The organism is Streptomyces albidochromogenes, from assembly GCF_005981925.1.
Classification (GTDB): Bacteria; Actinomycetota; Actinomycetes; order Streptomycetales; family Streptomycetaceae; genus Streptomyces; species Streptomyces albidochromogenes.
This window is the reverse complement of record NZ_VBVX01000071.1, coordinates 1-25,031: the sequence shown is the minus strand read 5'-3', so window position 1 is coordinate 25,031 and position 25,031 is coordinate 1. Positions and strand designations below refer to the sequence as shown.

25 protein-coding genes and 1 pseudogene are annotated in these 25,031 nt (G+C 72.0%); 16 read left to right on the top strand and 10 right to left on the bottom strand.

From position 1 onward, the window contains the following. Window positions 1-1,041, top strand: a 1,041-nt coding sequence (locus E2E34_RS12475) for a pyridoxal-phosphate dependent enzyme (protein ID WP_244315677.1), incomplete at its 5' end; no start/stop codon positions are given. 54 nt (window positions 1,042-1,095) lie between these two features. Here E2E34_RS12475 and E2E34_RS12470 read toward each other — a convergent pair. Beyond that, window positions 1,096-1,608, bottom strand: coding sequence for a MarR family winged helix-turn-helix transcriptional regulator (locus E2E34_RS12470; protein WP_138898332.1), 513 nt, complete (start codon window positions 1,606-1,608; stop codon window positions 1,096-1,098). A gap of 114 nt (window positions 1,609-1,722) precedes the next feature. Between E2E34_RS12470 and E2E34_RS12465 the strand changes: the two genes are divergently transcribed. Together E2E34_RS12465 and E2E34_RS12460 are read left to right on the top strand one after the other, a co-directional pair. After that, window positions 1,723-2,973: an MFS transporter gene (locus E2E34_RS12465; protein WP_138901958.1), complete on the top strand. Its 1,251-nt coding sequence runs from the start codon at window positions 1,723-1,725 to the stop codon at window positions 2,971-2,973. Between the two features lie 90 nt (window positions 2,974-3,063). Next, window positions 3,064-3,495, top strand: a complete 432-nt coding sequence (locus E2E34_RS12460) for a nuclear transport factor 2 family protein (RefSeq protein ID WP_138901957.1) — start codon at window positions 3,064-3,066, stop codon at window positions 3,493-3,495. A 125-nt stretch (window positions 3,496-3,620) separates the two neighbouring features. Here the strand turns inward: E2E34_RS12460 and E2E34_RS12450 are convergent, their stop codons facing one another. Continuing rightward, window positions 3,621-4,694 carry a class I SAM-dependent methyltransferase gene (locus E2E34_RS12450; protein ID WP_138901956.1) on the bottom strand — a complete coding sequence of 358 codons (1,074 nt, stop codon included), beginning with the start codon at window positions 4,692-4,694 and terminating at the stop codon, window positions 3,621-3,623. A gap of 251 nt (window positions 4,695-4,945) precedes the next feature. Here E2E34_RS12450 and E2E34_RS12445 point away from each other — a divergent pair, with 251 nt between their 5' ends. The 3 genes from E2E34_RS12445 (at window position 4,946) to E2E34_RS12435 (ending at window position 6,248) form a co-directional block, all read left to right on the top strand. Next, complete coding sequence (locus tag E2E34_RS12445) at window positions 4,946-5,560, top strand: antibiotic biosynthesis monooxygenase (protein WP_138901955.1); 615 nt, start codon at window positions 4,946-4,948, stop codon at window positions 5,558-5,560. Between the two features lie 153 nt (window positions 5,561-5,713). Then, window positions 5,714-5,983 carry a type II toxin-antitoxin system Phd/YefM family antitoxin gene (locus E2E34_RS12440; protein WP_138901954.1) on the top strand — a complete coding sequence of 90 codons (270 nt, stop codon included), beginning with the start codon at window positions 5,714-5,716 and terminating at the stop codon, window positions 5,981-5,983. Next, window positions 5,976-6,248: a type II toxin-antitoxin system RelE family toxin gene (locus E2E34_RS12435; RefSeq protein ID WP_138901953.1), complete on the top strand. Its 273-nt coding sequence runs from the start codon at window positions 5,976-5,978 to the stop codon at window positions 6,246-6,248. The genes E2E34_RS12440 and E2E34_RS12435 overlap by 8 nt, the downstream gene beginning before the upstream one ends. 93 nt (window positions 6,249-6,341) lie before the next feature. Here E2E34_RS12435 and ychF read toward each other — a convergent pair whose 3' ends face one another. After that, entirely contained in the window at window positions 6,342-7,430 is a 1,089-nt protein-coding gene (gene ychF, locus E2E34_RS12430) for a redox-regulated ATPase YchF (protein WP_138897957.1), read from the bottom strand. A gap of 228 nt (window positions 7,431-7,658) precedes the next feature. On the opposite strand from ychF, the gene E2E34_RS12425 reads away from it, so the two are divergent. Beyond that, on the top strand, window positions 7,659-8,252 hold the full coding sequence (locus E2E34_RS12425; protein ID WP_167518278.1) for a DUF6542 domain-containing protein: 594 nt from the start codon (window positions 7,659-7,661) through the stop codon (window positions 8,250-8,252). Window positions 8,253-8,409: 157 nt separating this feature from the next. On the opposite strand, the gene ppgK is transcribed toward E2E34_RS12425, so the two are convergent. Together ppgK and E2E34_RS12415 are read right to left on the bottom strand one after the other, a co-directional pair. After that, a complete protein-coding gene (ppgK, locus tag E2E34_RS12420; RefSeq protein WP_138901952.1) occupies window positions 8,410-9,150 on the bottom strand; it encodes a polyphosphate--glucose phosphotransferase in 741 nt (246 codons plus the stop codon). Between the two features lie 115 nt (window positions 9,151-9,265). Beyond that, window positions 9,266-10,255: a 4-hydroxy-3-methylbut-2-enyl diphosphate reductase gene (locus tag E2E34_RS12415; RefSeq protein WP_138897954.1), complete on the bottom strand. Its 990-nt coding sequence runs from the start codon at window positions 10,253-10,255 to the stop codon at window positions 9,266-9,268. Window positions 10,256-10,342: 87 nt separating this feature from the next. Between E2E34_RS12415 and E2E34_RS12410 the strand changes: the two genes are divergently transcribed. The 4 genes from E2E34_RS12410 (at window position 10,343) to E2E34_RS12395 (ending at window position 13,954) form a co-directional block, all read left to right on the top strand. Next, window positions 10,343-11,716 carry an APC family permease gene (locus E2E34_RS12410; protein WP_138901951.1) on the top strand — a complete coding sequence of 458 codons (1,374 nt, stop codon included), beginning with the start codon at window positions 10,343-10,345 and terminating at the stop codon, window positions 11,714-11,716. Window positions 11,717-11,725: 9 nt separating this feature from the next. After that, window positions 11,726-12,934, top strand: a complete 1,209-nt coding sequence (gene xseA / locus E2E34_RS12405; RefSeq protein ID WP_138901950.1) for an exodeoxyribonuclease VII large subunit — start codon at window positions 11,726-11,728, stop codon at window positions 12,932-12,934. A 63-nt stretch (window positions 12,935-12,997) separates the two neighbouring features. Then, entirely contained in the window at window positions 12,998-13,210 is a 213-nt protein-coding gene (locus E2E34_RS12400) for an exodeoxyribonuclease VII small subunit (protein WP_138901949.1), read from the top strand. Between the two features lie 153 nt (window positions 13,211-13,363). Further along, entirely contained in the window at window positions 13,364-13,954 is a 591-nt protein-coding gene (locus E2E34_RS12395) for a malonic semialdehyde reductase (protein WP_138901948.1), read from the top strand. Window positions 13,955-14,051: 97 nt separating this feature from the next. On the opposite strand, the gene E2E34_RS12390 is transcribed toward E2E34_RS12395, so the two are convergent. Beyond that, complete coding sequence (locus E2E34_RS12390) at window positions 14,052-14,567, bottom strand: DUF4245 domain-containing protein (RefSeq protein WP_208765219.1); 516 nt, start codon at window positions 14,565-14,567, stop codon at window positions 14,052-14,054. A 171-nt stretch (window positions 14,568-14,738) separates the two neighbouring features. On the opposite strand from E2E34_RS12390, the gene glpX reads away from it, so the two are divergent. Continuing rightward, window positions 14,739-15,770: a class II fructose-bisphosphatase gene (glpX, locus tag E2E34_RS12385; protein WP_138901946.1), complete on the top strand. Its 1,032-nt coding sequence runs from the start codon at window positions 14,739-14,741 to the stop codon at window positions 15,768-15,770. A gap of 82 nt (window positions 15,771-15,852) precedes the next feature. On the opposite strand, the gene E2E34_RS12380 is transcribed toward glpX, so the two are convergent. Both E2E34_RS12380 and E2E34_RS12375 read right to left on the bottom strand, forming a co-directional pair. Then, complete coding sequence (locus E2E34_RS12380; RefSeq protein WP_138901945.1) at window positions 15,853-16,221, bottom strand: WhiB family transcriptional regulator; 369 nt, start codon at window positions 16,219-16,221, stop codon at window positions 15,853-15,855. Between the two features lie 91 nt (window positions 16,222-16,312). Then, window positions 16,313-16,993 (bottom strand): DUF1707 SHOCT-like domain-containing protein, encoded by a 681-nt coding sequence (locus E2E34_RS12375; protein WP_138901944.1) that lies wholly within the window; start codon window positions 16,991-16,993, stop codon window positions 16,313-16,315. A 150-nt stretch (window positions 16,994-17,143) separates the two neighbouring features. Between E2E34_RS12375 and E2E34_RS12370 the strand changes: the two genes are divergently transcribed. Next, complete coding sequence (locus tag E2E34_RS12370; RefSeq protein ID WP_138901943.1) at window positions 17,144-18,820, top strand: fumarate hydratase; 1,677 nt, start codon at window positions 17,144-17,146, stop codon at window positions 18,818-18,820. Window positions 18,821-18,836: 16 nt separating this feature from the next. Here the strand turns inward: E2E34_RS12370 and E2E34_RS12365 are convergent, their stop codons facing one another. Beyond that, window positions 18,837-20,360 carry a ricin-type beta-trefoil lectin domain protein gene (locus tag E2E34_RS12365; protein WP_138901942.1) on the bottom strand — a complete coding sequence of 508 codons (1,524 nt, stop codon included), beginning with the start codon at window positions 20,358-20,360 and terminating at the stop codon, window positions 18,837-18,839. A 106-nt stretch (window positions 20,361-20,466) separates the two neighbouring features. On the opposite strand from E2E34_RS12365, the gene E2E34_RS12360 reads away from it, so the two are divergent. From E2E34_RS12360 to E2E34_RS12350, 3 genes are all read left to right on the top strand, one after another. Further along, window positions 20,467-21,870, top strand: coding sequence for a class II fumarate hydratase (locus E2E34_RS12360; RefSeq protein WP_138901941.1), 1,404 nt, complete (start codon window positions 20,467-20,469; stop codon window positions 21,868-21,870). A gap of 99 nt (window positions 21,871-21,969) precedes the next feature. Then, window positions 21,970-22,644 (top strand): cytidylyl-2-hydroxypropylphosphonate hydrolase, encoded by a 675-nt coding sequence (gene fomD, locus E2E34_RS12355; RefSeq protein WP_138901940.1) that lies wholly within the window; start codon window positions 21,970-21,972, stop codon window positions 22,642-22,644. Window positions 22,645-22,906: 262 nt separating this feature from the next. Then, on the top strand, window positions 22,907-24,754 hold the full coding sequence (locus E2E34_RS12350) for an ATP-binding SpoIIE family protein phosphatase (RefSeq protein WP_138901939.1): 1,848 nt from the start codon (window positions 22,907-22,909) through the stop codon (window positions 24,752-24,754). Window positions 24,755-24,840: 86 nt separating this feature from the next. On the opposite strand, the pseudogene E2E34_RS35915 reads toward E2E34_RS12350, so the two are convergent. Then, window positions 24,841-25,031: pseudogene (locus E2E34_RS35915) on the bottom strand (RDD family protein); the annotation flags it as partial.

Below are 25,031 nucleotides of genomic sequence, written 5' to 3'. Positions count from 1 at the left end.
GATCTCGACTTCGCCCCCTCCTCCCCCGTACCGCTGAAGTCCCTCGTGGGCCGGGTGAATTCACTCTGGCGTTACGAGGAGGCGCTGCCGCTCGCCGGTCCGGCGGCCGGCCTGACGCTCGGGGAAGGCCGCACTCCGCTCGTCCCCCTCACGGACCACGTTTCGGCCAAACTCGACTTCCTGATGCCGACGCTGTCCTTCAAGGACCGCGGCGCGGTCGTGCTCGCGGAGCTCGCCCGCCGTCTCGGGCCCGGCCGGGTGGCTCGCGTCGTCGCGGACAGCAGCGGCAACGCAGGGACGGCGATCGCGGCGTACTGCGCGCGGGCCGCACTGCCCTGCGCGGTGTACGTCCCCGAGGCGGCCTCGCCCAAGAAGACCGAGCAGATCCGGGCGCACGGCGCCCACGTCGTCCCGGTCCCCGGAGACCGCGAGGCGGCGGCGCTCGCCGCCCGGGCGGCGGCCGACGAGCCCGGCACGTTCTACGCGAGCCACGTCCACAACCCGTTCTTCCTGCACGGCACCAAGACGTACGTCTACGAACTGTGGGAGGACCTCGGCGGCCGGCTCCCCGACACCCTCGTCGTCCCCGTGGGCAACGGCACGCTGCTGCTCGGCGCCTGGCTCGCCGTCAACGAGCTGCACGCCCACGGGCTCGTCGACCGCCGCCCCGCACTGGTCGCCGTACAGGCCGAGGCGGTGTCGCCGCTGGCGGCGGCCTTCCGCGCGGGGGCGCCGGACCTCGCCGGGAGCGCGTCGCCGTCGCCCGCGCCGCCGACCGTCGCCGAGGGCATCGCCGTCCCCCGGCCCCCGCGCGCCGCGCAGATCCTGCGCGCCGTACGGGAGTCGGGCGGCACCTTCCTGACGGTGAGCGAGCCGCAGATCCGGGCCGCCCAGCTGGACCTCGCGGCCCGCGGGCTGTTCGTCGAGTCGACCGCGGTGGCCTGCTGGGCCGCCGTCACCGCGGACCCGGGCCGGGCGGCCGGCGCCACGGTGGTCCCGCTGTGCGGCGCGGGCGCGAAGACGGGCCTGGCCGCCGGCTAGCGGCGGGGCCCCTCCGGCGGGGCTCGAAGCGCGGGCCGGAACGCCGCCCCGCCGCTAGCCGATCGACGTGTCGCCGAGGGACACCAGCAGCGCGCGCAGCGAGCCGGCGAGGCGCTCGCTCTCCTCGCGGCCCAGCGGGCCCAGCATGCGCGCCTCGTTGGCCAGGTGGTCCGCCATGTACGCGCGGGTGACCTCGTGCCCGTGCTCGGTGAGCCTGATCCGCACCGTGCGCCGGTCGCCGCCGCTCTCCTCGCGGACGCGCTCCACCAGCCCCTTGGCCTCCATGCGGTCGATGCGGTTGGTGATGGCGCCGGAGGTCACCATGGCGGCCTTGAGGAGCGCCCCGGCCGGCAGCGCGTACGGCGGGCCCGAGCGCTGGAGCGTGGTGAGGACGTCGACCTCCCCCAGTTCGAGGCCGCGCTGGGCGGCGAACGTCCTGAACTCCTTGTCCAGGACGCGGCCGAGGCGCTGGAGCCGCCCGAGGACCTGTACGGGCCACAGGTCGTCCTCCAGGTCCGGCCGCTCGGCGACCCACTGGCCGATGATCGCGTCCACCGCGTCGCTCATTGCCTGCTTCCCTTCAACGTACGCAATCTCAACGTTAAGACACTTGACGTTGAGAGACGGGGCCTGGTTTTATCTCAACGTTGAGATTATCAAGCCTGAACCAACGGGAGTCCCATGCCCGACCACGCCCCGGCGCGGACCGCCGCGCACCGCGCCGTCGCACCCGCCACCGCCGCCCCGGCCGGCCCCGCACCGGCGCGGCAGGTCCCCGCCCTCTGGCTCGCGCTCCTCGCCACCCCCGTGGCCGCCGGCGCCAACAGCCCGGTCCTGATCCTTCCCGACATGGCCGACGCGTTCGGGCTCCGGCCGGCGTCGGTCACCTGGCTCGTCACGGCGTTCGCGTGGGCCATGGCGGTCGGCACCCCGCTGATGGCGAGCCTGCTGCGCCGCCGCGGCCTGCGCACCACCCTGCGCGTGAGTACGGTCCTGGTCCTGGCCGGCATCCTGCTCGTGGCGCTCGCCCCCTCGCTGGCGCTCGCCCTGCCGGGCCGGGCGGCGCAGGCGGTGGGCGGCGCGGGCCTCGTCACCTCGGCCATGAGCCTGGCGGGGTCGGTGCGCCGGATGGGCGTCATCACCGCCGGGTTCGGCGTACTGGGCGCGGTCGGGCCCCTGCTGGGGTCCCTGCTGGCCGACGCGTTCTCCTGGCGCGTGTCGCTCGCGGTCTCCGTGCTGGCCCTGGCGGCCCTCCCGGCCGTGACCCGGCGAGCACCCCGTACGACGCCGCCCCCGGCCACGCCCTTCGACGCGCGCGGCGCGTCGCTGCTGGTGGCGCTGGCGACCGCCCTGGTCCTCCTGCCGCACCACCCGCTGCCGGCGGCCGGAGCGGCGCTCGCGGCGGGTGCGGCCCTGGCCGCGCACGTCCGTACCCGCCCCGACGGCTTCGTGCCGGCCGCGCTGCTGCGAACGCCGGCCTTCCTGCTGGCCGCGCTGCCCGCGTGCGCCCTGGCGACGTCGTACTTCACGCTGCTCTTCGCGGTCCCCCAGCTGCTCGCCGCCCGTACCGACTGGTCCACCGCCGCCATCGGCACGGGCCAGCTCGTCGCCCTGCTGGCGGGCTCCTTCCTCTCGCTGGCCCTCGCCGCGGTCTCCGCCCGGCTCGGCCGGCGCAGGGTCCTGACCCTCCTGTTCACCCTGGGCGCGCTGGCGCCGGTGACGGCCGCCGTGAGCACCTGGGCGCCGCTGCTGCTCCTTGCGGCGGCCGCGGCCGTGCTCACCACCACGGCGGGCAACGCGAACCTCGCGGTGTACGCGACCCAGGCCGCCCCGGAGTCCCAACGCCCCACGGTGATCGGCCTTTTCAACCTCTGCTACCAGCTCGGCGGCGCCTTCGGGCCGGCGATCGCGGCCCTGCTCACCCTCTCCTGACCCGGCCCGGCAGGTCTTCGCACGCGCCCTCACCTATGGGAAAATGGTACGAACATGCCATATACACCACACCGAACCCGGAGGTGGATCATGGGGCAGGCACGTGAAGTCATGGACCGGCTGACGGCGGCGCTCACGTCGGGCACGGACCTGAAGGCCGTCATGGAATGTTTCGCGGAGGACGCGGTCGCCGTCACCCCCGACGGGGAGGTCCGGGGGCGGGAGAACATCGGTGAGTACTGGCGTCAGATGACGGACGCGCTGCCGGACAGCGCATACGAGTCGGCGTACAAGTACGAGGCCGGCGACACGGCGTTCGACGAGGGCTTCTTCACCGGCAGGAACACCGGACCGCTGGTCCTGCCGTCCGGCGAGAGCCTGGAGCCGACGCACAGGGACGTCCGGGTGCGCGGGTGCGACGTCGCGACGGTACGGGACGGCAGGATCGTCAGCTACCGGCTCTACTTCGACCAGCTGGACTTCCTCGGCCAGCTCGGCCTCCTGCCGAACGCCCCGGTCTGACGCCGCGCTTCCGGCCGGGGCCCGATTCCCGCCTGGGCCGTGCGGCAGGGGCCGAGGGCAGGCGCCGGCTCAGCGGCTCAGCGGCTCGGCGGCTCAGCGGCTCGGCGGCTCAGCGGCTCGGCCGCTCAACGGCGGGAGGCGCGGGCCACGTAGTAGACGTTCAGGATGTCGCCCTCCACCTCGCGCACCACCACGTCGTCGAACCCGGCGTCCTTGAGCATCTGGAGCGCCCGCTGCCTGCCCCAGACCGTGCCGAGGCCGGCGCCGCCCTCGCCGAGCGAGACGGTCATGCAGTAGAAGACCGAGAAGGTGTAAAGAGTCGGGCCGAGCGGGTGGCCGATGTTCTCCTCCAGCCTGCTGGAGGCGGCGATGTCCCCCATCAGGAACACTCCGTCCTCCCGCAGCGCACCGGCCACGGCCGACAGCGCCCGCTCCGGGCGCGCCAGGTCGTGGATCACGTCGAAGGCCGTGATCAGGTCGTACGAGCCGGCCAGTTCGGCGGTGTCGGACACCACGAACCGGGCGTTGTCGAGCGCCAGCAGCTCCGCCTCCTCGCGCGCCGCCGCGATCCCGGTGTCGGAGATGTCCACGCCGAGGAACTGACTCGCCGGGAACGCCCGGGCCAGCACGTTCACCGCGTGGCCCTGCCCGGTGCCGATGTCCAGCGCGTCGATGCCCTCGCTCAGCCGCTCCGGCAGGCCGGGCACCAGCGGAATGATCGCGTCGACGAGCGCCGCGTCGTACACCCGCGCCGTCTCCTCGGCCTGGAGCTCCTGGAAGCGGGGGTACGCGGAGTACGGGACCCCGCCGCCGCGGCGGAACGAGTCGAGCACCTTGTCCTCGACATGGCCCAGCATCGCCAGGTCCTGCATGAAGGAGGCGAGGTTATCGGGTCCCGCGGCCCGGACGAGGGACGCGGCGTGCTCGGGCGGCAGCCGGTAGGTGCCGTGCGCCGGCTCGTACTCCACGAAGCCGCCGACGGTCATGCCGCCGAGCCACTCCCGTACGTACCGCTCGTCCAGTCGCGTGGCCTCCGCGATCTGCGCGCTCGTCGACGGCGGCAGACCGGCCATGACGTCGAAGAGGCCGGAGCGGTGGCCGAGGCTGCAGAGGTACCCGAGGCAGGAGTCGTTGAGCAGGTGGAGCATCCGCTCCGCGAACTGCTCCTGCCGTACCGGGTCGAGCGTCTGCTCCGTCATCTGACTGTCCTCCTGCCGCCCGCCAGGTCACCACCGACGGTCCGCGGGCCGGAGCGGGCTCCGTCTTCCATGCTCCGCCGGTTGGACCAGGCCCTCCACTCCGCAGCGCGCCCGGTCACCCGAACGCCCCTGCCGCCTTGATTACCGCCGCTGCCACCCGTCGCATGGACCACAGCGGGCGGGCCCGCCAGGGGCTCCCGCGCCGAGCGGGGCGCGTCGCAGACGGGCCGCCGGACCACAGGAGAGGCGCCATGTACGTTCGCACCACATACGCGACAGGTGATCCGGCCCGCCTCGACAGCGTGGCCGAAGCCGTCAGCACCGAGGGCCGCAGGCTGCTGTCGGAGGAGCCGGGCTACCGCGGGATGGGCCTGTTCGTCGACCGCGAGCTCGGAAAGCTCCTGGTGGGGTCGTGGTGGGAGGACGAGGAGAGCCTTCGGGCCAGCGACGACCACCTGCGCGCGCGCCGCGCCGAGCTGCTCGCGCCGTTCGCGGGGACGGTGGCGACCGACAACTGGGAGGCGGCGGTCGTCAGCCCTCCGGAGTCGCTGGGACCGCGTGCGGGGTTCCGGCTGGTCCGCCTTGAGTTCGATCCGGCCGACACGGACCGCCTGGTGGAGACGTTCCGCGAGGCCGCTCTGCCCGGACTGCGGAAGATCCCGGGCTTCGCCGGGGTGTCGCTGCTGCTGGACCGCGCCGGAGGCCGGGCCTCCGTGGGCGCGCTCTACACCGACCGAGAGGCCCTGGCGGCTTCGCGCGGGGCGGTGGCGGCGGTACGGGAGAAGGCCACGGCGCAGGCGCGGGTGATCACGCGCAGCATCGAGGAGTTCGAGGTACTCGTCGCCCGGGTGGTCCCCCACTCCTGACGGCCCGCCACCGCCCGGCCGGCCGTTCGGCCGCCGCGCGAGCGACCCGCCAGGAACGGCCTTGCCCCACCGCATCCAGCACCGCGGGGAAGCATTAAGCGCCGGAGCGAAGCGCTGTTGTGTACACATGGGTCACTCGGTACTCTTGGGCGCATGACGCAGCCGCTACCCATGGAGTCCATCCGCGATGTCCGCGCGCACCTGGCTGAAGTCGTGGAGCGGGCCGACCGCGACGACGTGCCCACGGTCATCACTCGCCGAGGCAGGGAGGTCGCCGCTGTGGTGTCCATCGAGGTGCTGCGGAAGTACCAGGAATGGGAAGAGCGCGAGATCAACCGGATCATCGACGAGCGCATGGCCAGCCAGGCACCCGGCATCCCGATCGAGGACATCATGAGGGAGACGCTGGCGCGCAGTGAGTGAGTACCGCACCGTCTTCCGGCCGGAGGCCCAGGCCGAGCTCCGGAAGATCCCCCGGGACATGGCCCTGCGCATCCTCGCCAAACTGACGGAACTGGAGAGCGACCCTCTCGGCTTCAACACCACCGCGCTCGTGTCCCAGCCCGAGCGCCGCCGCCTGCGAGTCGGGGACTACCGGATCGACTACACCATCGACAACGGAGAACTGGTGGTGTGGGTCGTGCACGTCGGTCATCGCTCCACGGTTTACGACACCTCACCTCGCTGACCGCACGGGCACGACGAAGGGGTCGGCTCCTGGAGGAGCCGACCCCTTCCGACCCGCATGTTCGCCAGGTCGGACGGTCTTTCGCCGGACGTATCAGACGTTGAAGCGGAACTCCACCACGTCGCCGTCCTGCATGACGTACTCCTTGCCCTCCATGCGGGCCTTGCCCTTCGCGCGGGCCTCGGCGACCGAGCCGGTTTCGACCAGGTCGGCGAAGGAGATGACCTCGGCCTTGATGAAGCCCTTCTGGAAGTCGGTGTGGATCACACCGGCCGCCTCGGGGGCCGTCGCGCCCTTCTTGATGGTCCAGGCGCGGGTCTCCTTGGGGCCTGCCGTCAGGTAGGTCTGCAGGCCCAGGGTGTCGAAGCCGACGCGGCCCAGGGTGGCGAGGCCGGGCTCCTCCTGGCCCATGGACTGGAGGAGCTCCAGGGCCTCGTCGTCGTCGAGCTCGATCAGCTCGGACTCGATCTTCGCGTTGAGGAAGATCGCCTCGGCCGGGGCGACCAGGGCGCGCTGCTCGTTCTTGAAGTCCTCGTCGACCAGCTCGTCCTCGTCGACGTTGAAGACGTAGAGGAACGGCTTGGTGGTGAGGAGGTGCAGCTCGTGGAGGAGCTGCCCCTTCTCCGTGCCGGCGGTGATGCCGGCGGCGAAGAGGGTGGTGCCCGCTTCGAGGATCTTCTGCGCCTCCTCGACCGCCGCCAGGACCGCGACCTTCTCCTTCTGGAGGCGCGACTCCTTCGTCAGGCGCGGGACCGCCTTCTCGACCGACTGGAGGTCCGCGAGGATCAGCTCGGTGTTGATCGTCTCGATGTCGTCCTTCGGCGAGACCTTGCCGTCGACGTGTACGACGTTCTCGTCCTTGAACGCACGGATGACCTGGCAGATCGCGTCGGACTCGCGGATGTTCGCCAGGAACTTGTTGCCCAGGCCCTCACCCTCCGAGGCGCCCCGGACGATGCCGGCGATGTCGACGAAGTCGACCGTGGCCGGAAGGATCTTCTGGGAGTTGAAGATCTCGGCGAGCTTCGCCAGGCGGGGGTCGGGGACGCCGACCACGCCGACGTTCGGCTCGATGGTGGCGAACGGGTAGTTGGCCGCCAGCACGTCGTTCTTGGTCAGGGCGTTGAACAGGGTCGACTTGCCGACATTCGGCAGGCCGACGATTCCGATCGTGAGCGACACGTTGGCGACTTCCTGAAGTGAGGACTGGCCCGGGAGTGGACCGATCCCCCAGTTTACGGGCGGGCGGCGCGAGGCCGAAGACGGGAACCCGGCGGGAGCCCGAAGCGGGCCGGCGGGCACTCGCAAGGGGCTCCGATCGGCCACGTGGGCATCGAACGCACGGCCAAGGTCGGCCAAAGGGCGTGTCCTGCGCCTGATTCCTCCCTCCCCGCGACCTACGTTGTCCGGGTGGAGCAACACAGGGCACGTCCCCCTCGTCCCCAGCAGCGGTCGCAGACCCCCCTGCTCCCCCCGGGCGGGTCCGCCGACGGTGCCGCCGCCTACCGGGTGGCGGCGAGACCGCCGCGCCCGGTCCCGCCCGTCGTGCTGGCCCTGCGCCGGCTGCCGAACCCACGGCTGACCGGCCTGGGCAGCGGGCTGTTCGCCGCGGCCGTGATGCTGGTGCTCGGCGGTCTCGACGCGCTGCTGCTCGACGGTTCGCCGATCGTGTACGGCCTGCTGTTCCTGCCGGTCAGCGCCCTGACCGCACTGTGGGTGCGGCCCGCCGACCTGGTCACCGCGCCGATCGCCGTACCCATCGCCTTCGCCGTCGGCCTGGTGCCGATCGCCGGCGGGGCCGGCGGGTTCGGCAGCCGGCTCATGGCGGTGGTCACGGCGCTCGCCGTGCACGCGGGCTGGCTGTACGGCGGCACGCTCGTCGCTGGGGTCATCGCGACCGTACGCAAGGTGCGGCTGATGGCGCGGCGGCGGGCGGCCCAGGCGGCCGCTCAGGCCGCCGCCCAGCGCGCCGCCCGCCGCGGGGCCCCGGACCCGGTGGAATAACGGGGGGTCGCGCGCGGGCGGCGGGCCCGGCGATGCCCCGGCCTGGTCGAACAGTGGGGCGGCGGGCCCGGCGGAGACGCGGGCCTGGTCGAACAGCGGCCCGGGGCTCGGCCGGACCAGTGGATGAGCGGTCCGGCGCAGCAGCCGAGGCGCGGCGCTAGCTGCCGGCGCCCGCCGCCATCGCCGCGCCGACGATCCCCGCGTTGTTCTGCAGCTGCGCCGGGACGATCTCGGCGCGGACACCCTCGATCAGCGGCAGGAACTTCTCGGCCTTGCGGCTGACCCCGCCGCCGATGATGAACAGCTCCGGCGAGAACAGCATCTCGACGTGCGCCAGGTACTTCTGCACCCGGTGCGCCCAGTGCTGCCAGCTCAGGTCCTCGTCCTCCTTGGCCTTCGTGGAGGCGTGCTTCTCCGCGTCGTGGCCGTTCAGCTCCAGGTGGCCGAGCTCGGTGTTGGGGACGAGCTTGCCGTCGATGAACAGCGCGCTGCCGATGCCGGTGCCGAACGTCAGCAGGAAGACGACGCCCTTGCGGCCGGCGCCCGCGCCGAACGTCATCTCGGCCACACCGGCCGCGTCGGCGTCGTTGAGGACGGTGACCGGCAGCCCGAGGCGGTCGCCGAGCAGGGCCCGCGCGTCGACGTCGATCCAGCCCTTGTCGACGTTCGCGGCGGTACGGGTCACTCCGTCCGTGACCACGCCGGGGAACGTGATGCCGACCGGCCCGTTCCAGCCGAAGTTCGAGACGACCTCCCGCACGCACCCGGCCACGTCGTCCGGTGTGGCCGGGTGCGGGGTCAGTACCTTGTGCCGCGGTTGTGCCAGGTCGCCGCGCTCCAGGTTCACGGGAGCGCCCTTGATGCCTGATCCGCCGATGTCAACTCCGAACACGTTCATGGACACAACGTTACGGTGTGGCACCGGCCGGGGCGGTGGAGATCGCGCGAACGCCGCCTGCCGAAGGCCGGACGCCGCCCGGCGCAGGCCGGCCGAAGCTACTCGGAGGCCGGCGTCACGTGCCGGCGAGGCGCGCCGCTTCCGCGCGCAGGTCCCGGCGGAGCTCCTTCGGCAGCGAGAAGGTGATCGACTCGTCGGCGGTCTTCACGGTCTCCACGTCGCCGTAACCGCGCTCGGCCAGCCACTCCAGAACGCCGTCGACGAGTACGTCGGGGACCGAGGCGCCGGAGGTCAGGCCGACCGTGGTGACGCCTTCCAGCCATGCCTCGTCGATCTCGTCGGCGAAGTCGACCAGGTGCGCCGCGGGGGCGCCGGCGTCGAGGGCGACCTCGACCATGCGGATCGAGTTGGAGGAGTTCTTCGAGCCCACGACGATGACGAGCTGCGCGTCCTCGGCCAGCTTCTTCACCGCGATCTGCCGGTTCTGCGTGGCGTAGCAGATGTCGTCGCTGGGGGGCGAGAGCAGGTTGGGGAACTTCTGCTTCAGCGCGTCGACCGTCTCCATCGTCTCGTCGACGGAGAGCGTGGTCTGGGACAGCCAGACGACCTTCGACTCGTCCCGTACGGAGACGTTGGCGACGTCCTCGGGGCCGTCGACCAGGGTGATGTGGTCGGGGGCCTCGCCGGAGGTGCCGATGACCTCTTCGTGGCCCTCGTGGCCGATCAGGAGGATGTCGTAGTCCTCCTTGGCGAAGCGGACCGCTTCCTTGTGGACCTTGGTGACCAGCGGGCAGGTGGCGTCGATCGTCGCGAGCTTGCGCTCCGCGGCCTCCGCGTGCACGGTCGGCGCGACGCCGTGTGCCGAGAACATGACGATCGAGCCCTCGGGGACCTCCGCCGTCACGTCGACGAAGATCGCGCCCTTCTTCTCCAGGGTCTGCACGACGTACTTGTTGTGGACGATCTCGTGCCGCACGTAGATCGGCGCCCCGTACTGCTCCAGGGCCTTCTCCACGGCGATCACGGCACGGTCCACGCCCGCGCAGTAGCCACGGGGAGCGGCGAGAAGGACACGACGGGCGGCGGTAGCAGTCATGTTCCCCATCGTAAGGCCGCGCCACGGACGCCCCGGTTCGCCTCCGTGATCAAGACTGGACGCCCGGCTCCACGTTTCGAGACGTACGGAGGCACGATGACGCAGACCCTGACGGAGACGGCGGGACTGCGGCGGAGCCTCGGATTCAGGGATCTCGTCGTGTACGGGCTGCTGTTCATCGCCCCCATGGCGCCCGTCGGCGTCTTCGGCACGCTCGACGCCAAGTCCCACGGCGCGGTGGCGCTGGTCTACGTCGTCGCCACGGTCGCCATGGCGTTCACCGCATTCAGCTACGCCCAGATGGTCCGGGTGGCCCCCCAGGCGGGTTCGGTCTTCGCGTACGCCCGCACGGCGCTCGGCGAGGGCCCGGGGTTCGTCGCCGGATGGATGGCGGCGCTCGACTACGTGCTGATCCCGGCCGTCGCGTACCTCTTCTCCGGGATCGCGATGCACGCGCTCGTGCCGTCCGTGTCCTCGTGGGTGTGGACGGCGCTGGCGGTCGTCGTGACGACCGGGCTGAACATGTACGGCGTACGGGCGGCCGCGCGCGTGGGCTTCGCGGTGCTGGCCATGGAGATCGTGGTGCTGCTGGTGTTCGTGGTGGCCGCGATCGTGGTGCTCGTGCAGGACGGGGAGCGGCGCGGCTGGCTGTCGCCGCTGTCGGGTGACGGCTCCCTGGGCGGGTTCTCGCTCGCGGCGGTACTGGGCGCGGTGTCGGTGGCGGTGCTGTCGTACCTCGGCTTCGACGCGATCGCGTCGTTCGCGGAGGAGGTGACGGGGGGCTCCGCGAAGGTGGCGCGGGCGGTGCTGTGCTGCCTGGCCCTGGCCGGTTTCCTCTTCGTGGCGCAGACGTATCTGGCGGCGCTGCTCCAGCCGGTGACGGCCGCCGGACTCGCCGCCGAGCCGGGCAAGCAGGGGACGGCGTTCTACGACGCGGTGGACGCCTCGGCCGGGACCTGGCTGGGCGATCTGGTGGCGGTGAGCAAGGCGGTCGGCGCGGCGTTCGCGGCGCTGGCGGGGCAGGCGGCGGCGGGCCGGCTGCTGTTCGCGATGGCCAGGGAGCGCCGGCTGCCGCGCGTGCTGGCGCGGGTCGACGCCGCTTCGGGCGTGCCGCGGCCCGCCCTGGGTCTCGCGGCGGTGGTGACGCTGGTGGCGGCGGTGTGGGCGTCGCGGCGCGACGACGGACTCGACCACCTGGTGTCGGTGGTCGACATCGGGGCGCTGACGGCGTTCGTGCTGCTGCACGCGTCGGTGGTGAGCTGGTTCGCCGTACGGCGCATGGAGGGGCCGCCGGTGTGGTGGCGGCACGTGCTGCTGCCGGTGCTGGGCGCGGCGGTGGCGGTCGCGGTGATCGTGGAGGCGTCCGGGACGGCGCAGGTGGTGGGGGCGGTGTGGCTGGTGGTGGGCCTGGTCGTGATGGCCGCGCAGCGCGGGCGCCGGACCGGCCACGGTGTCAGTGCCGACGGCTAGCCTTCGTACATGGCTCTGAATACGTCCGCGGACGCCCCGCTGCCGGTCGGTCAGGTCTCGCGCCTGATCGGCGGGTGGATCGACCGGCTCGGCGCGGTGTGGGTGGAGGGACAGATCACGCAGATCTCGCGCCGGCCCGGCGCCGGGGTCGTCTTCCTGACGCTGCGCGACCCCTCGCACGACATCTCGGTGGGCGTGACGTGCTTCCGGCAGGTCTTTGACCCGATCGCGGACGTGGTGGCGGAGGGCGCGCGGGTCGTGGTGCACGCGAAGCCCGAGTGGTACGCGCCGCGCGGGCAGCTGTCGCTGCGGGCGACGGCGATGAAGCCGGTGGGCATCGGCGAGCTGCTCGCGCGGCTGGAGCAGCTGAAGAAGACGCTGGCGGGCGAGGGGCTGTTCGCGCTCGACCGCAAGCGGCCGCTGCCGTTCCTGCCGCAGCGGATCGGCCTGGTCACCGGCCGGGCGTCGGCGGCCGAGCGCGACGTCCTGGAGAACGCGCGCCGGCGCTGGCCGGCGGTCCGCTTCGAGGTGCGGAATGTGGCGGTGCAGGGGGTGAGCGCCGTCGCGCAGGTCGTCCAGGCCGTCAAGGAGCTGGACGAGCTGCCGGAGGTCGACGTGATCATCGTGGCGCGGGGCGGCGGCAGCGTCGAGGACCTGCTGCCGTTCTCCGACGAGCAGCTCGTGCGGACGGTGTCCGGCTGCCGTACGCCGGTGGTGTCGGCGATCGGGCACGAGCCGGACTCGCCGCTGCTGGATCTGGTCGCGGACCTGCGGGCGTCGACGCCGACGGACGCGGCGAAGAAGGTCGTGCCGGACGTCGGCGAGGAGCTGGACCGCGTGCAGTTGCTGCGCGACCGGGCGCTGCGGACCGTGCGGGGGCTGCTGGACCGCGAGGAGCGGGGGCTGGCGCACGCGCTGGCCAGGCCGGTGATGGAGCGGCCGCAGCGGATGGTGGACGACCGCGAGGCCGAGGTCGACGCCCTGGTGGCGCGCAGCCGGCGCACGCTGGGGCATCTGCTGGACCGCGCGGACTCCGAGCTGTCCCACACCCGGGCCCGGGTGGTGGCCCTGTCCCCGGCGGCGACGCTCCAGCGGGGGTACGCGGTGCTCCAGCGGGCGGACGGCGGCGTGGTCCGCTCCCCCGGCGAGGTCGCGGCCGGTGACGGGCTGCGGGCGCGGGTGGCCGAGGGCGAGTTCGCGGTGCGCGTCGCGGAGTGACGCCGCCACCGGCCGGGGCCGCCCGGCCGCGGCCTTTTCCCGCTCCTACCTAAGGTGGATCACATGGCAGAAACGGACGAAGCAGCGACGACGCTCGGGTACGAGCAGGCCCGGGACGAGCTGATCGACGTCGTACGGCGGCTGGAAGCGGGCGGTACGACGCTGGAGGAGTCGCTGGCGCTCTGGGAGCGCGGCGAGGAGCTGGCGAAGGTCTGCCGGCGCTGGCTCGACGGGGCCAGGGCCCGCCTGGACGCGTCGCTCGCCGAGGAGGGCTGAGGCGGCGCCCTCAAGGGCGCGCGGGAATACGCGGGGGTGCGCGGTCGCTGTGAGGCGAGACACCATGGTCTCGCTTTAGTTGAAAGTTAACCTACTTTCGCCTACGGTGAGATCACAGCCTGATCCCCCGCCGCTGTCCGGAAGGTAATCCGCATGTCTCTCGTACTTGACCCCGCCGCCCAGGACCTCCTCTTCCGCGAGGCCCGCACCGCGAACACGTTCACGGACGAGCCGGTGACCGACGAGCAGGTCCAGGCGATCTACGACCTGGTCAAGTTCGGCCCGACCGCGTTCAACCAGACGCCGCTGCGCATCGTCCTGGTCCGCACCCCCGAGGCCCGCCAGCGCCTCGTCCCGCACCTGGCCGAGGGCAACCAGGCGAAGACCGCCGCCGCCCCGCTGGTCGCGATCCTCGCCGCCGACAACGAGTTCCACCACGAGCTGCCGGACCTCTTCCCGCACTTCCCGCAGGCGCGCGACATCTTCTTCTCCACGCGTCCGGCCCGTGAGTCCGCCGCCGGCCTCAACGCCGCACTGCAGGCCGCGTACTTCATCGTCGGCGTCCGCGCCGCCGGCCTGGCCGCGGGCCCGATGACCGGCTTCGACCACGCCGGCGTCCAGAAGGAGTTCCTCGACGACGACCACACCCCGCTGATGATCGTCAACATCGGCAAGCCGGGCGACGACGCGTGGTTCCCGCGCTCCCCCCGCCTGTCCTACGACGACGTCATCACCACGGTCTGATCACGCCGGTCGCCCACACGACGAAGCCGCCGCACCCGAGGGTGCGGCGGCTTCGTCGTTCAAGCGCCGTTCGAGCGTGACGCCGTACACGCGTCGGTCAGGACTTCTTCGCTTCCAGCGCCCCGGCCATCTCGGCCAGCCGCTTGTGCGACGCCGTTCCCGTGACCACGGTGGTCGCGCCCTTCTCCTCGCGCACGAGCGCGTCGTACTTCGGGCCCTCCCAGCGCTGCCAGGTCTCGTCACCGACCCGCAGGGTCTTCTCGGTCTTCGTCGCCTTCTGGCTGACCTCGTGGACGAACTTCTCCGCCGGCCCGCTCGACTGCTCGACCGCGACGTACTCCCGTTCCGGGTCGAGGAACCCGAGGTGCCAGGCGTCGGACTCCTGCCGGTCGTACGAGACCGACGTCGGCTTCCAGGTCTCGGGGAGGCCCACCGGGGCGGCCACCGGGTACGGAGCCGCCCGCCGGGCCGTGATGAGCTCGACCCGGTAGTCGACCGGCTTCACCGGGTCCGCCGAGTCGTCGTGCGGGACGAGGGTGTACACACCGGCGACGACGACGCCGATCGCCGCCATCGACAGCACCATGTCCCGGACCGTCTGCTTGCCTTTCATACCTGCCACGCCCCCCATGGTCCCCCATGCCGGTCGACGGCCCGCGCGAGGGGCATCTCATCCCGATATGCCGCTCATACGTGCCCCCCTCTGCTCATTTTGTCGACGTACCGATAGAGTCGGCACCACCCTCTCCACTCCGGCCGTCGCCGTACAGAAAGGTGCGCTCCGATGACCGAGCACCATCTTCCGTCTCAGCTCGAGGTCTCGCCCGAGGCCCCCGACCGCAACCTGGCCCTGGAGCTCGTCCGGGTCACCGAGGCCGCCGCCATGGCCGCCGGGCGGTGGGTCGGCCGCGGTGACAAGATCGGCGCGGACGGCGCAGCGGTGAAGGCCATGCGGACGCTCGTCTCGACCGTATCGATGAACGGCATCGTCGTCATCGGTGAGGGCGAGAAGGACGAAGCCCCGATGCTCTTCAACGGGGAGCGCGTGGGCGACGGCACCGGGGCCGAGGTCGACATCGCCGTCGACCCCATCGACGGCACCACGCTCAACGCCAAGGGCATGCCGAACGCCATCGCCGTGCTGGCCGCCGCGGACCGCGGCACCATGTTCGACCCGTCCGCGGTCTTCTACATGGAGAAGCTCGTCACGGGCCCGGAGGCCGCCGACTTCGTCGACATCAACGCCCCCGTCTCGGTCAACATCCGCCGGGTCGCCAAGGCCAAGCACTCGGCGCCCGAGGACGTCACCGTGATGATCCTCGACCGCCCCCGCCACGAGGGCATCGTCAAGGAGATCCGCGAGACGGGCGCGCGCATCAAGTTCATCTCCGACGGCGATGTCGCCGGCTCGGTCATGGCCGTGCGCGAGGGCACCGGCGTCGACCTGCTCATGGGCATCGGCGGCACGCCCGAGGGCATCATCTCGGCCTGCGCCATCAAGTGCCTCGGCGGCACGATCCAGGGCAAGCTGTGGCCCAAGGACGAGGCCGAGCGCCAGAAGGCGCTCGACGCGGGCCACGACCTGGACCGCGTACTGCACACGAACGACCTGGTCAGCGGCGAGAACGTGTTCTTCGTCGCCACCGGCATCACGGACGGCGAGCTGCTGCGCGGCGTCCGCTACCGCTCCGAGACCGCCACCACGCAGTCCCTGGTGATGCGTTCCAAGTCGGGCACGATCCGCCAGATCGACTCGACCCACCGCCTGTCCAAGCTGCGCGCGTACAGCGCCATCGACTTCGACCGCGCGAAGTAGGCCGCGACCGTACGAGCGCGGGAACGAGAAAGGGGCGGCCCCGGCTGTGCGGCGGGGGCGCCCCTTTTCTTTCTCGCTCGTGTCAGCCGGCGGCGGCGATCCGGCTGCCGGGCGAGGATGCCTTCAGTTCCATCTCGCGCCGCCTGCGCCGCGCCAGCACCACCCGGCGCTCGGCGGCGGTCAGGCCGCCCCAGACGCCGTACGGCTCGGGCTGGAGCAGGGCGTGCTCGCGGCACTCGACCATGACCGGGCACCTCGCGCAGACCCGCTTCGCGGCTTCCTCCCGGGCCAGCCGCGCGGCCGTCGGCTCCTTCGACGGTGCGAAGAAGAGCCCGGCTTCGTCGCGGCGGCACACCGCCTCCGAGTGCCAGGGGCCGGCCTGTTCCCGAGCCGGCGCGCGCTGCGACGGGACGGCGGCGACCTGCAGGGACTGATGCGGCGGATGCAGCACGGTCTACTCCTGACGACGGCTTCGGGAGCGAGCAGCGATGCAGCAGTCCCTACCCGCTGTGCGCGCGCCTATGCACAGGGTTTCGAACGCGTCAGTGCCCGAGGTGTTTGCGCACGCGACCGTGGAGGTCCGCGACGCGCTTCCCGCGCTTGGGCTTGGCCTCGATGTTGCCGAACACCGAGTAGCCGTTGATGACCACGACCGGCGCCTCGGGATCGTGCGCTTCGAGGGTGTCGACCTCGAAGTTGCCGAAGATCCCCGTACCGCCGCCGCGCAGCGTGATGTTCTCGGGGACGCGCACTTCGACGTTGCCGAACAGCGAGGTCGCGTTGATCACGGTGAGCCGCTGGCCGAAAAGCGCCTCCGTGAGGTCGATCTCGACACTGCCGAAGAGCGCGAAGGCGTTCGTCCTGCTGCCGATCCGCCAGCGCCCCTTGCGCGTCGAGCTGCTGAACACGGCGACCAAGTTCTCCGCCGCGACCGGCGCCGAGGGGTCGACCGGGTCGTACGCCGCCGGGGCCGGCGCGGGGCGGGCGCCGCCGCCCGGCGCGGGCAGGTCCTGGACCAGCGGCTCCAGTTCGGCCACGGTCTTGGCGCGGTAGACGGATTCGACGCGGTCGGCGTGCTCCTCGGCGGTCAGCCTGCCCTCGGCCACGGCGTCGCGCAGGATGTCCGCGACCCGGTCGCGGTCCGCGTCGGACGCGCGGAGGGCCGGCTCGGCCGGCAACGGCGGGGCGGGCGGCTGCTGCTGGGCGTGCTTCTCGAGGTCCACCGCCCCAGCGTACCCAAACGCGATAGATCGCGACTAGTGCGCGCGTGCGCCAACTGAGCCTTACCTCACAGACCCGGCGCCCGGCGCGCGTCTTACGCTGGGGGACGGGCTGCGCCAATGGAGGCCAGTTGCCATCTGCCGAGTTGAGGAATGGCCGAAATGCCAGAGTTTGCGTACTCCGATCTGCTCCCCCTGGGAGAGGACACCACGCCCTATCGCCTGGTGACCGCCGAGGGTGTCTCCACCTTCGAGGCCGACGGCCGTACGTTCCTCAAGGTCGACCCGGAGGCGCTGCGCACCCTGGCCGCCGAGGCGATGCACGACATCTCGCACTACCTGCGGCCCGCGCACCTGGCCCAGCTGCGCCGGATCGTCGACGACCCGGAGGCGTCCTCCAACGACAAGTTCGTCGCCCTGGACCTGCTGAAGAACGCGAACATCGCGGCGGCGGGCGTCCTGCCGATGTGCCAGGACACCGGCACCGCGATCGTCATGGGCAAGCGCGGCCAGAACGTGCTCACCGAGGGCGGCGACGAGGAAGCCCTCTCGCACGGCATCTTCGACGCCTACACCAAGCTCAACCTGCGGTACTCGCAGATGGCCCCGCTGAACATGTGGGAGGAGAAGAACACCGGCTCGAACCTGCCCGCGCAGATCGAGCTGTACGCGACCGACGGCGGCGCGTACAAGTTCCTCTTCATGGCGAAGGGCGGCGGTTCCGCCAACAAGTCCTTCCTCTACCAGGAGACGAAGGCGGTCCTCAACGAGACCTCCATGATGAAGTTCCTGGAGGAGAAGATCCGCTCGCTGGGCACGGCCGCGTGCCCGCCGTACCACCTGGCGATCGTCGTCGGCGGCACGTCGGCCGAGTTCGCGCTCAAGACCGCGAAGTACGCCTCCGCGCACTACCTGGACGAGCTGCCCTCCGAGGGCTCCCCGACCGGCCACGGCTTCCGCGACAAGGAGCTGGAGGAGAAGGTCTTCGAGCTGACGCAGAAGATCGGCATCGGCGCGCAGTTCGGCGGCAAGTACTTCTGCCACGACGTGCGCGTGGTGCGCCTGCCGCGCCACGGCGCCTCGCTGCCCGTCGCGATCGCCGTGTCCTGCTCGGCGGACCGCCAGGCCGTCGCGAAGATCACCGCCGAGGGCGTCTTCCTGGAGCAGCTGGAGAAGGACCCGGCGCGCTTCCTCCCCGACACCACCGACGAGCACCTCGACGAGGCCGGTGATGTCGTGAAGATCGACCTGAACCGGCCCATGGACGAGGTCCTCGCCGAGCTCACCAAGTACCCCGTCAAGACCCGCCTGTCCCTCACCGGACCGCTCGTCGTCGCCCGTGACATCGCGCACGCGAAGATCAAGGAGCGGCTGGACGCGGGCGAGGAGATGCCGCAGTACCTGAAGGACCACCCGGTGTACTACGCCGGTCCGGCCAAGACCCCCGAGGGGTACGCGTCCGGGTCCTTCGGCCCGACGACGGCCGGCCGCATGGACTCCTACGTCGAGCAGTTCCAGGCGGCGGGCGGCTCCAAGGTCATGCTCGCCAAGGGCAACCGCTCGAAGCAGGTGACCGACGCCTGCGGGACGCACGGCGGCTTCTACCTCGGCTCGATCGGCGGCCCCGCGGCGCGGCTCGCGCAGGACTGCATCAAGAAGGTCGAGGTCGTCGAGTACGAGGAGCTCGGCATGGAGGCGGTCTGGCGGATCGAGGTCGAGGACTTCCCCGCGTTCATCGTGGTCGACGACAAGGGCAACGACTTCTTCACCGAGCCGGCCCCGGCCCCGACGTTCACCTCGATCCCGGTCCGGGGTCCCGGCCTGGCCTGAGTCCCGGCCCACGGCGTCAGGCGAACCGCTGGTTCGCCGCGCCCGTGCAGGGCTGGAGCCGCAGCGGGTCCTTGGCCGCCGCGAGCGTTACGCACAGGCCCGTGGAGGCCGCCGGGCGGATCGTGGACCCGTCACGCACGAACTGCTGGTTCGCCGCTCCCGAGCAGTTCCACAGGACCAGGCCGGCGCCCGCCTGGTACTTGGCGCCGGGCACGTCCAGGCACCGGTCGTGGGTCAGCTCCGTACGGACCGACTTCTGGGCGGTGTCGTACCACCAGCCCTGGTTGCGGCCGCCGTGGCAGTCCCAGCCGCCGACCGCCGTGCCGTTGCGGGTCGTCGACCCCGGCACGTCGGCGCAGGTGCCCGTCCCCTCGTTCCTCAGCGGCTTGTACACGTCGTCCCACGCCCCCGCGAAGAGCACCGGCTTTCCGGTGCTCGCCGGATCCGCGCAGCTCGCTTCCCGCAGCGCGGAGCCGTAGACCTGGGTGAGGCAGGACGCGAAGGCCGCGTGGCCGCGGATGTTCGGGTGGAAGGACTGGCGGACCGAGTTCGAGTCCGGCAGCCCGGGCTTGGAGAGGTCGATGTACAGACCGCGTGCCCACGGGTCCTCCATGCAGACCTCGTGGCCGTGGAAGAGGCGGGAGTTGTCGAGATAGACGGTGGCCGTGTTCGCCGCCGCCCTGCGCATCCCGCGTTCGAACGCGGAGACCGCGGTGTCGCGGCCCCAGGACGCGTCGGAGTCGTACCCCGCGCAGCCGCCCGGGATCTTGCCGGGGAAGTTCGGGTTGTCCTTGAAGTCGGGACCGATGGGGCTCGGGTAGCCCATCACGACCATCTTGTAGTCGCCGTCGGCGTACCCGGCGTCGCGCATGACCGTCCGCAGGTCGCGGACCGTCTGCTCGACCTTGGGCACGAGCGCGTCGACGCGCGCCTGCCAGCCGGGCGCGTACTTGGGCGCGCAGGCTCCCTGGAACGTCAGCCAGCGCGTGACGCAGTCGGTCATCACCGGCCCGAACTGAAGGTCGTCGTTGGCGCCGGCGACCAGCAGCACCATCTTGATGCGGGTGTTGCGGGCCTTCACGGCCAGGTTGTCGCTCTGGACCAGCTCGTCGGCGTACTGCTTGCTCCCGCCGATCCGGATGTTTCCGGTGTACGCGCCCGAGCAGGAGACGTTGTACGTGACGTCGGCCGGGATGCCGGTGCGGTGGATCGCGGCGTCCGGCGAGCGGTGGCACCAGTTGTCGGGCCCGTTGGTGCCGGGTTCGTACGTGCCGACTCCCTCGCCGGATATCTCGCTGTCGCCGAGCGAGATGAGCCCGGTCTTGCGCTGGTCCATCGGCCGCTCGGCCGGGCTGCCGTACAGCTTCACGGCCTCGGCGGCCCGTACGGCCTCCAGTTCGGCCGGAAGCGGTGTGGAGGCCGACGCGGTCCTGTCGGCGGCGGTGGCGGGGGCCGTCGCCACCAGGCCGCCCCCCATGGCCGCCGCCAGTGCGGCGGCGGCCGCGACCGCAGAGCGAAGTCTGAGCCGTGTGCGCTTCATTGCGCCTCCCCGGTTTGTTGTTACCCCCGGTATTTACTGGCCGGTAGGCGACTTGGGAATACGCAGAACAAGACAAGTGCTCAACTTTTCCAGGAGGTACATGATCATGACGAGCGACGACCAGCGGGCCGAGTACCGGGTCGAGCACGACTCGATGGGCGAGGTACGGGTGCCGGCGCACGCCAAGTGGCGCGCCCAGACCCAGCGGGCCGTGCAGAACTTCCCCCTCTCCGGGCAGCGCCTGGAGCGCGCCCACATCGAGGCCCTGGCCCGCATCAAGGCCGCCGCGGCCCTGGTCAACGCCGAACTCGGCGTACTCGACCGGGACATCGCGCGGGCGGTCGGGGAGGCGGCCGAGGAGGTCGCGCGAGGGCAGTGGGACGAGCACTTCCCGGTGGACGTCTTCCAGACGGGTTCCGGCACGTCGTCCAACATGAACATGAACGAGGTCGTCGCCACGCTGGCCACCGAGCGCCTCGGCCGCCCGGTCCACCCCAACGACCACGTCAACGCCTCACAGTCGTCCAACGACGTGTTCCCGTCGTCCATCCACATCGCGGCGACCGCCGCCGTGACGGGCGACCTGATCCCCGCCCTCGACCACCTCGCGGCCGCGCTGGAGCGCAAGGCGGCGGAGTTCGCGGACGTGGTGAAGTCCGGTCGTACGCACCTGATGGACGCCACGCCGGTCACCCTCGGCCAGGAGTTCGGCGGATACGCCGCCGCCGTGCGGTACGGCGTCGAGCGGCTGCGGGCGGCGCTCCCCCGCCTCGCGGAACTCCCCCTCGGCGGTACGGCCGTGGGCACCGGCATCAACACCCCGCCCGGCTTCTCGGCCGCCGTCATCGCCGAGGTCGCCCGCACCACGGGACTGCCGCTCACCGAGGCCCGCGACCACTTCGAGGCGCAGGGCGCGCGGGACGGGCTCGTCGAGACGTCCGGCCAGCTCCGTACCATCGCGGTCTCCCTCACCAAGATCTCCAACGACCTGCGCTGGATGGCGTCGGGACCGCGCACCGGATTGGCCGAGATCAGCCTTCCCGACCTCCAGCCGGGCTCGTCGATCATGCCCGGCAAGGTCAACCCGGTCGTACCCGAGGCCGTACTGATGGTCGCGGCCCAGGTGACGGGCAACGACACGACCGTCGCCGTGGCCGGCGCGGCGGGCAACTTCGAGCTGAACGTCATGCTCCCGGTGATGGCCAAGAACCTGCTGGAGTCGGTGCGGCTGCTCGCCAACGCCTCGCGGCTGCTGGCCGACCGCACGATCGACGGCATCACCGCTCACGTCGAACGCGCCCGCGAGTACGCCGAGTCGTCGCCGTCGGTCGTCACCCCGCTCAACAAGTACATCGGCTACGAGGAGGCCGCGAAGGTCGCGAAGAAGTCCCTCGCCGAGCGGAAGACGATCCGTGAAGTCGTCCTGGAGTCCGGGTACGTCGAGCGGGGCGACCTGACCGAGCAGCAGCTCGACGAGGCGCTGGACGTCCTGCGCATGACCCGGCCGTGAGCTGGGCATGACCCGGCTGTGACCGGGCGGTGGTCCGGCGACGGCGCACCCGTGACCTCGGTCGCGGCAGTCCGTGGCCGGTGCTCCTAAGATCTGCTCATGACAGATACGGCGGGCGGTGCGGGCAGGGCGCGTTGGGCGCCGGGAGACCACATCCTCTGGCGCTATCGCGGCAATGCCGACGACCGGATCCACATCTGCCGCCCCGTCACGGTCGTGCGCGACACCGACGAGCTGCTGGCGGTGTGGATGGCACCGGGCACCCAGTGCGTCCGGCCGGTGCTCGCGGACGGCACGTCCGTGCACGAGGAGCCTCTGGCCACCCGGTACACGGCGCCCCGGACCACCACCACCTCGCGGTGGTGGGGCACCGGCGTGCTGAAGCTGGCTCGGCCGGACGACCCCTGGTCGGTGTGGCTGTTCTGGGAGCCCGGCTGGCGGTTCAAGAACTGGTACGTGAACCTGGAGGAGCCGCGCACCCGGTGGACGGGAGGCGTCGACTCGGAGGACCACTTCCTGGACATCTCCGTGCACCCGGACCGCGCCTGGAACTGGCTCGACGAGGACGAGTTCGAGCAGGCGCGCCGGGTGGGGCTGCTGAGCGAGGAACAGGCCGGGCGGGTACGGGAGGCGGGGCGCGCGGCGGTCGGCCTGATCACCGCGTGGGGCGCGCCGTTCCGCGACGGCTGGGAGAACTGGCGGCCCGATCCGAGATGGGCCGTTCCCCGGTTGCCCGATGACTGGGACCGCACTCCTGTTCACACGGCTCCGTGAGACCCTTGAAAGGCCCCCATGGGTCAAACGTAGGATCGCCTTCCGCAACACTGAGCGCACTGAGCGCACCGGTACCGCAGGCAACTGGCGGTACAGGCGCAGAAACTGACCGTATGTCACCACAGGGGGGTGGAGCCGTGCCGGAGAGGAAGTCCGCCGGGTTCGGGGGCCACCGCCCTGTCGAGGCCGCCCGCAGAGCGGGTATATCGCCACACAAAGCGATTGCATCGCACAAGCTCCCCGGACGGACGGAACCCCACGCGTGACGGAGCACCAGTCCACCCCGCACGAAGGCCGGCAGCCCCTGGTCGCCAGGCCGCACGAGCGCACCCGGCCACGGCAGGAGGAGGCGCCGGCGGTGCCGAGCCCCATGCCCGCTCCCGTGCCGGCCGCGGGCGACGGGACCCCGGAGCCGGCCGCGACGGCCAGGAGCGAGGGCGACCGGCTGCGGTTCGTCGGCGCGGCGACGCGGCGGATCGCCCGCGGCATCGACCTCGACGAGATCGTGCTCGGCCTGTGCCGGGCGTCCGTGCCGACCTTCACCGACGCGATCCTGGTCTACCTGCGCGACCCGCTGCCGGTCGGCGACGAGCGCCCCGCCGTACCGTTCATGCTGCGCCTGCGCCGCACCGACCGGCTGCGTTTAGCGGACGAGGGGGCCGAGGAGATCGACCTCCAGGTCGAGCCGCTGCCCGCCCCGCAGCTGTGCGAGGTGCGCAGCGGCGGCGCGCTGGCCGAGGTGCTCAGGGGCGTACGACCGGTGTTCGGCGACACGTCGTCGGCGCGGGTGGCCCTGTCCGAGCTGCTCGGTGAGGCCATGAGCCTGCCGTCCGGGCGCCGGGCGATCCTCGCGCCGCTGCGCGGCCGGCGCCGCGTGATCGGCGCCGCCGTGTTCCTGCGCCGCCCCGAACGTCCCGCGTTCGAGGCGAACGACCTGCTGGTCGCCGCGCAGCTGGCCACCCACACGGCGCTGGGCATCGACAAGGCCGTGCTGTACGGGCGCGAGGCGTACATCGCCGACGAGCTCCAGCGCACCATGCTGCCCGACTCGCTGCCGCAGCCGACCGGCGTCAAGCTGGCCTCCCGCTACCTGCCGGCCGCCGAGACGGCCCGGGTCGGCGGTGACTGGTACGACGCGATCCCGCTGCCCGGGAGCCGCGTCGCGCTGGTCGTCGGCGACGTCATGGGCCACTCCATGACGTCGGCCGCCATCATGGGCCAGCTGCGGACGACGGCGCAGACCCTCGCCGGTCTCGACCTGCCGCCGCAGGAGGTGCTGCACCACCTCGACGAGCAGGCGCAGCGGCTCGGCCAGGACCGCATGGCGACCTGCCTGTACGCGGTGTACGACCCGGTCTCGCACCGGATCACCATCGCCAACGCGGGCCACCCGCCGCCCATCCTGCTGCACCTGGGCGGTCGCGCAGAGGTGCTGCGGGTGCCGCCGGGCGCGCCCATCGGGGTCGGCGGGGTCGACTTCGAGGCCGTCGAGCTGGACGCCCCGGCGGGCGCCACGCTGCTGCTCTACACCGACGGGCTGGTCGAGTCCCGGCTGCGGGACGTGTGGACGGGCATCGAGCAGCTGCGCGAACGGCTCGCCGACACCGCGCAGTTGACGGGACCTGATCACTCCCCGCCGCTGGAGGCCCTGTGCGACGACGTACTCGACATGCTCGGGCCCGGTGACCGGGACGACGACATCGCGCTGCTCGCGGCCCGCTTCGACGGGATCGCGCCGAGCGACGTCGCGTACTGGTTCCTGGAGCCGGAGGAGCAGGCGCCCGGCCGGGCCCGCAGGCTGGCGCGGCGCGCGCTGGCGCGCTGGGACCTGGAGGAGCTGAGCGACTCGGTGGAGCTGCTGGTCAGCGAGGTCGTGACGAACGCGGTGCGGTACGCCGAGCGGCCCGTGACCCTGCGGCTGCTGCGTACGGACGTACTGCGCTGCGAGGTCGGCGACGACGCCCCGCAGTTGCCGAGGCAGCGGCGGGCGCGGGACACGGACGAGGGCGGGCGCGGCCTGTTCCTGGTGAACCGGCTGGCGAGACGGTGGGGCGCGACGCGCCTGTCGTCCGGCAAGGTGGTCTGGTTCGAACTGGCGACGCGTCCGTAGCGCTCAGCAGGCGTCCTGCCGTCCGTACGCACCGCGGCGGGCACCCTCTCGGAGAGGGTGCCCGCCGCGGTCGTGCGCCGTACCGGTCAGGGGCGGGGCGGCAGGAAGCCGTTCTCGCCGCCGTCGGAGCCACCGTCCGCTCCGCCGTCAGCGCCTCCGTCGGCCCCGCCGTCTGCGCCGCCGTCCGCTCCGCCGTCGGAGCCCTCGGTGTCACCGCCGGGGTCCGGCGGGCCGATCGTGATCGGCGGCGGGGACGTCGAAGGCGTCGTGGGGGGCG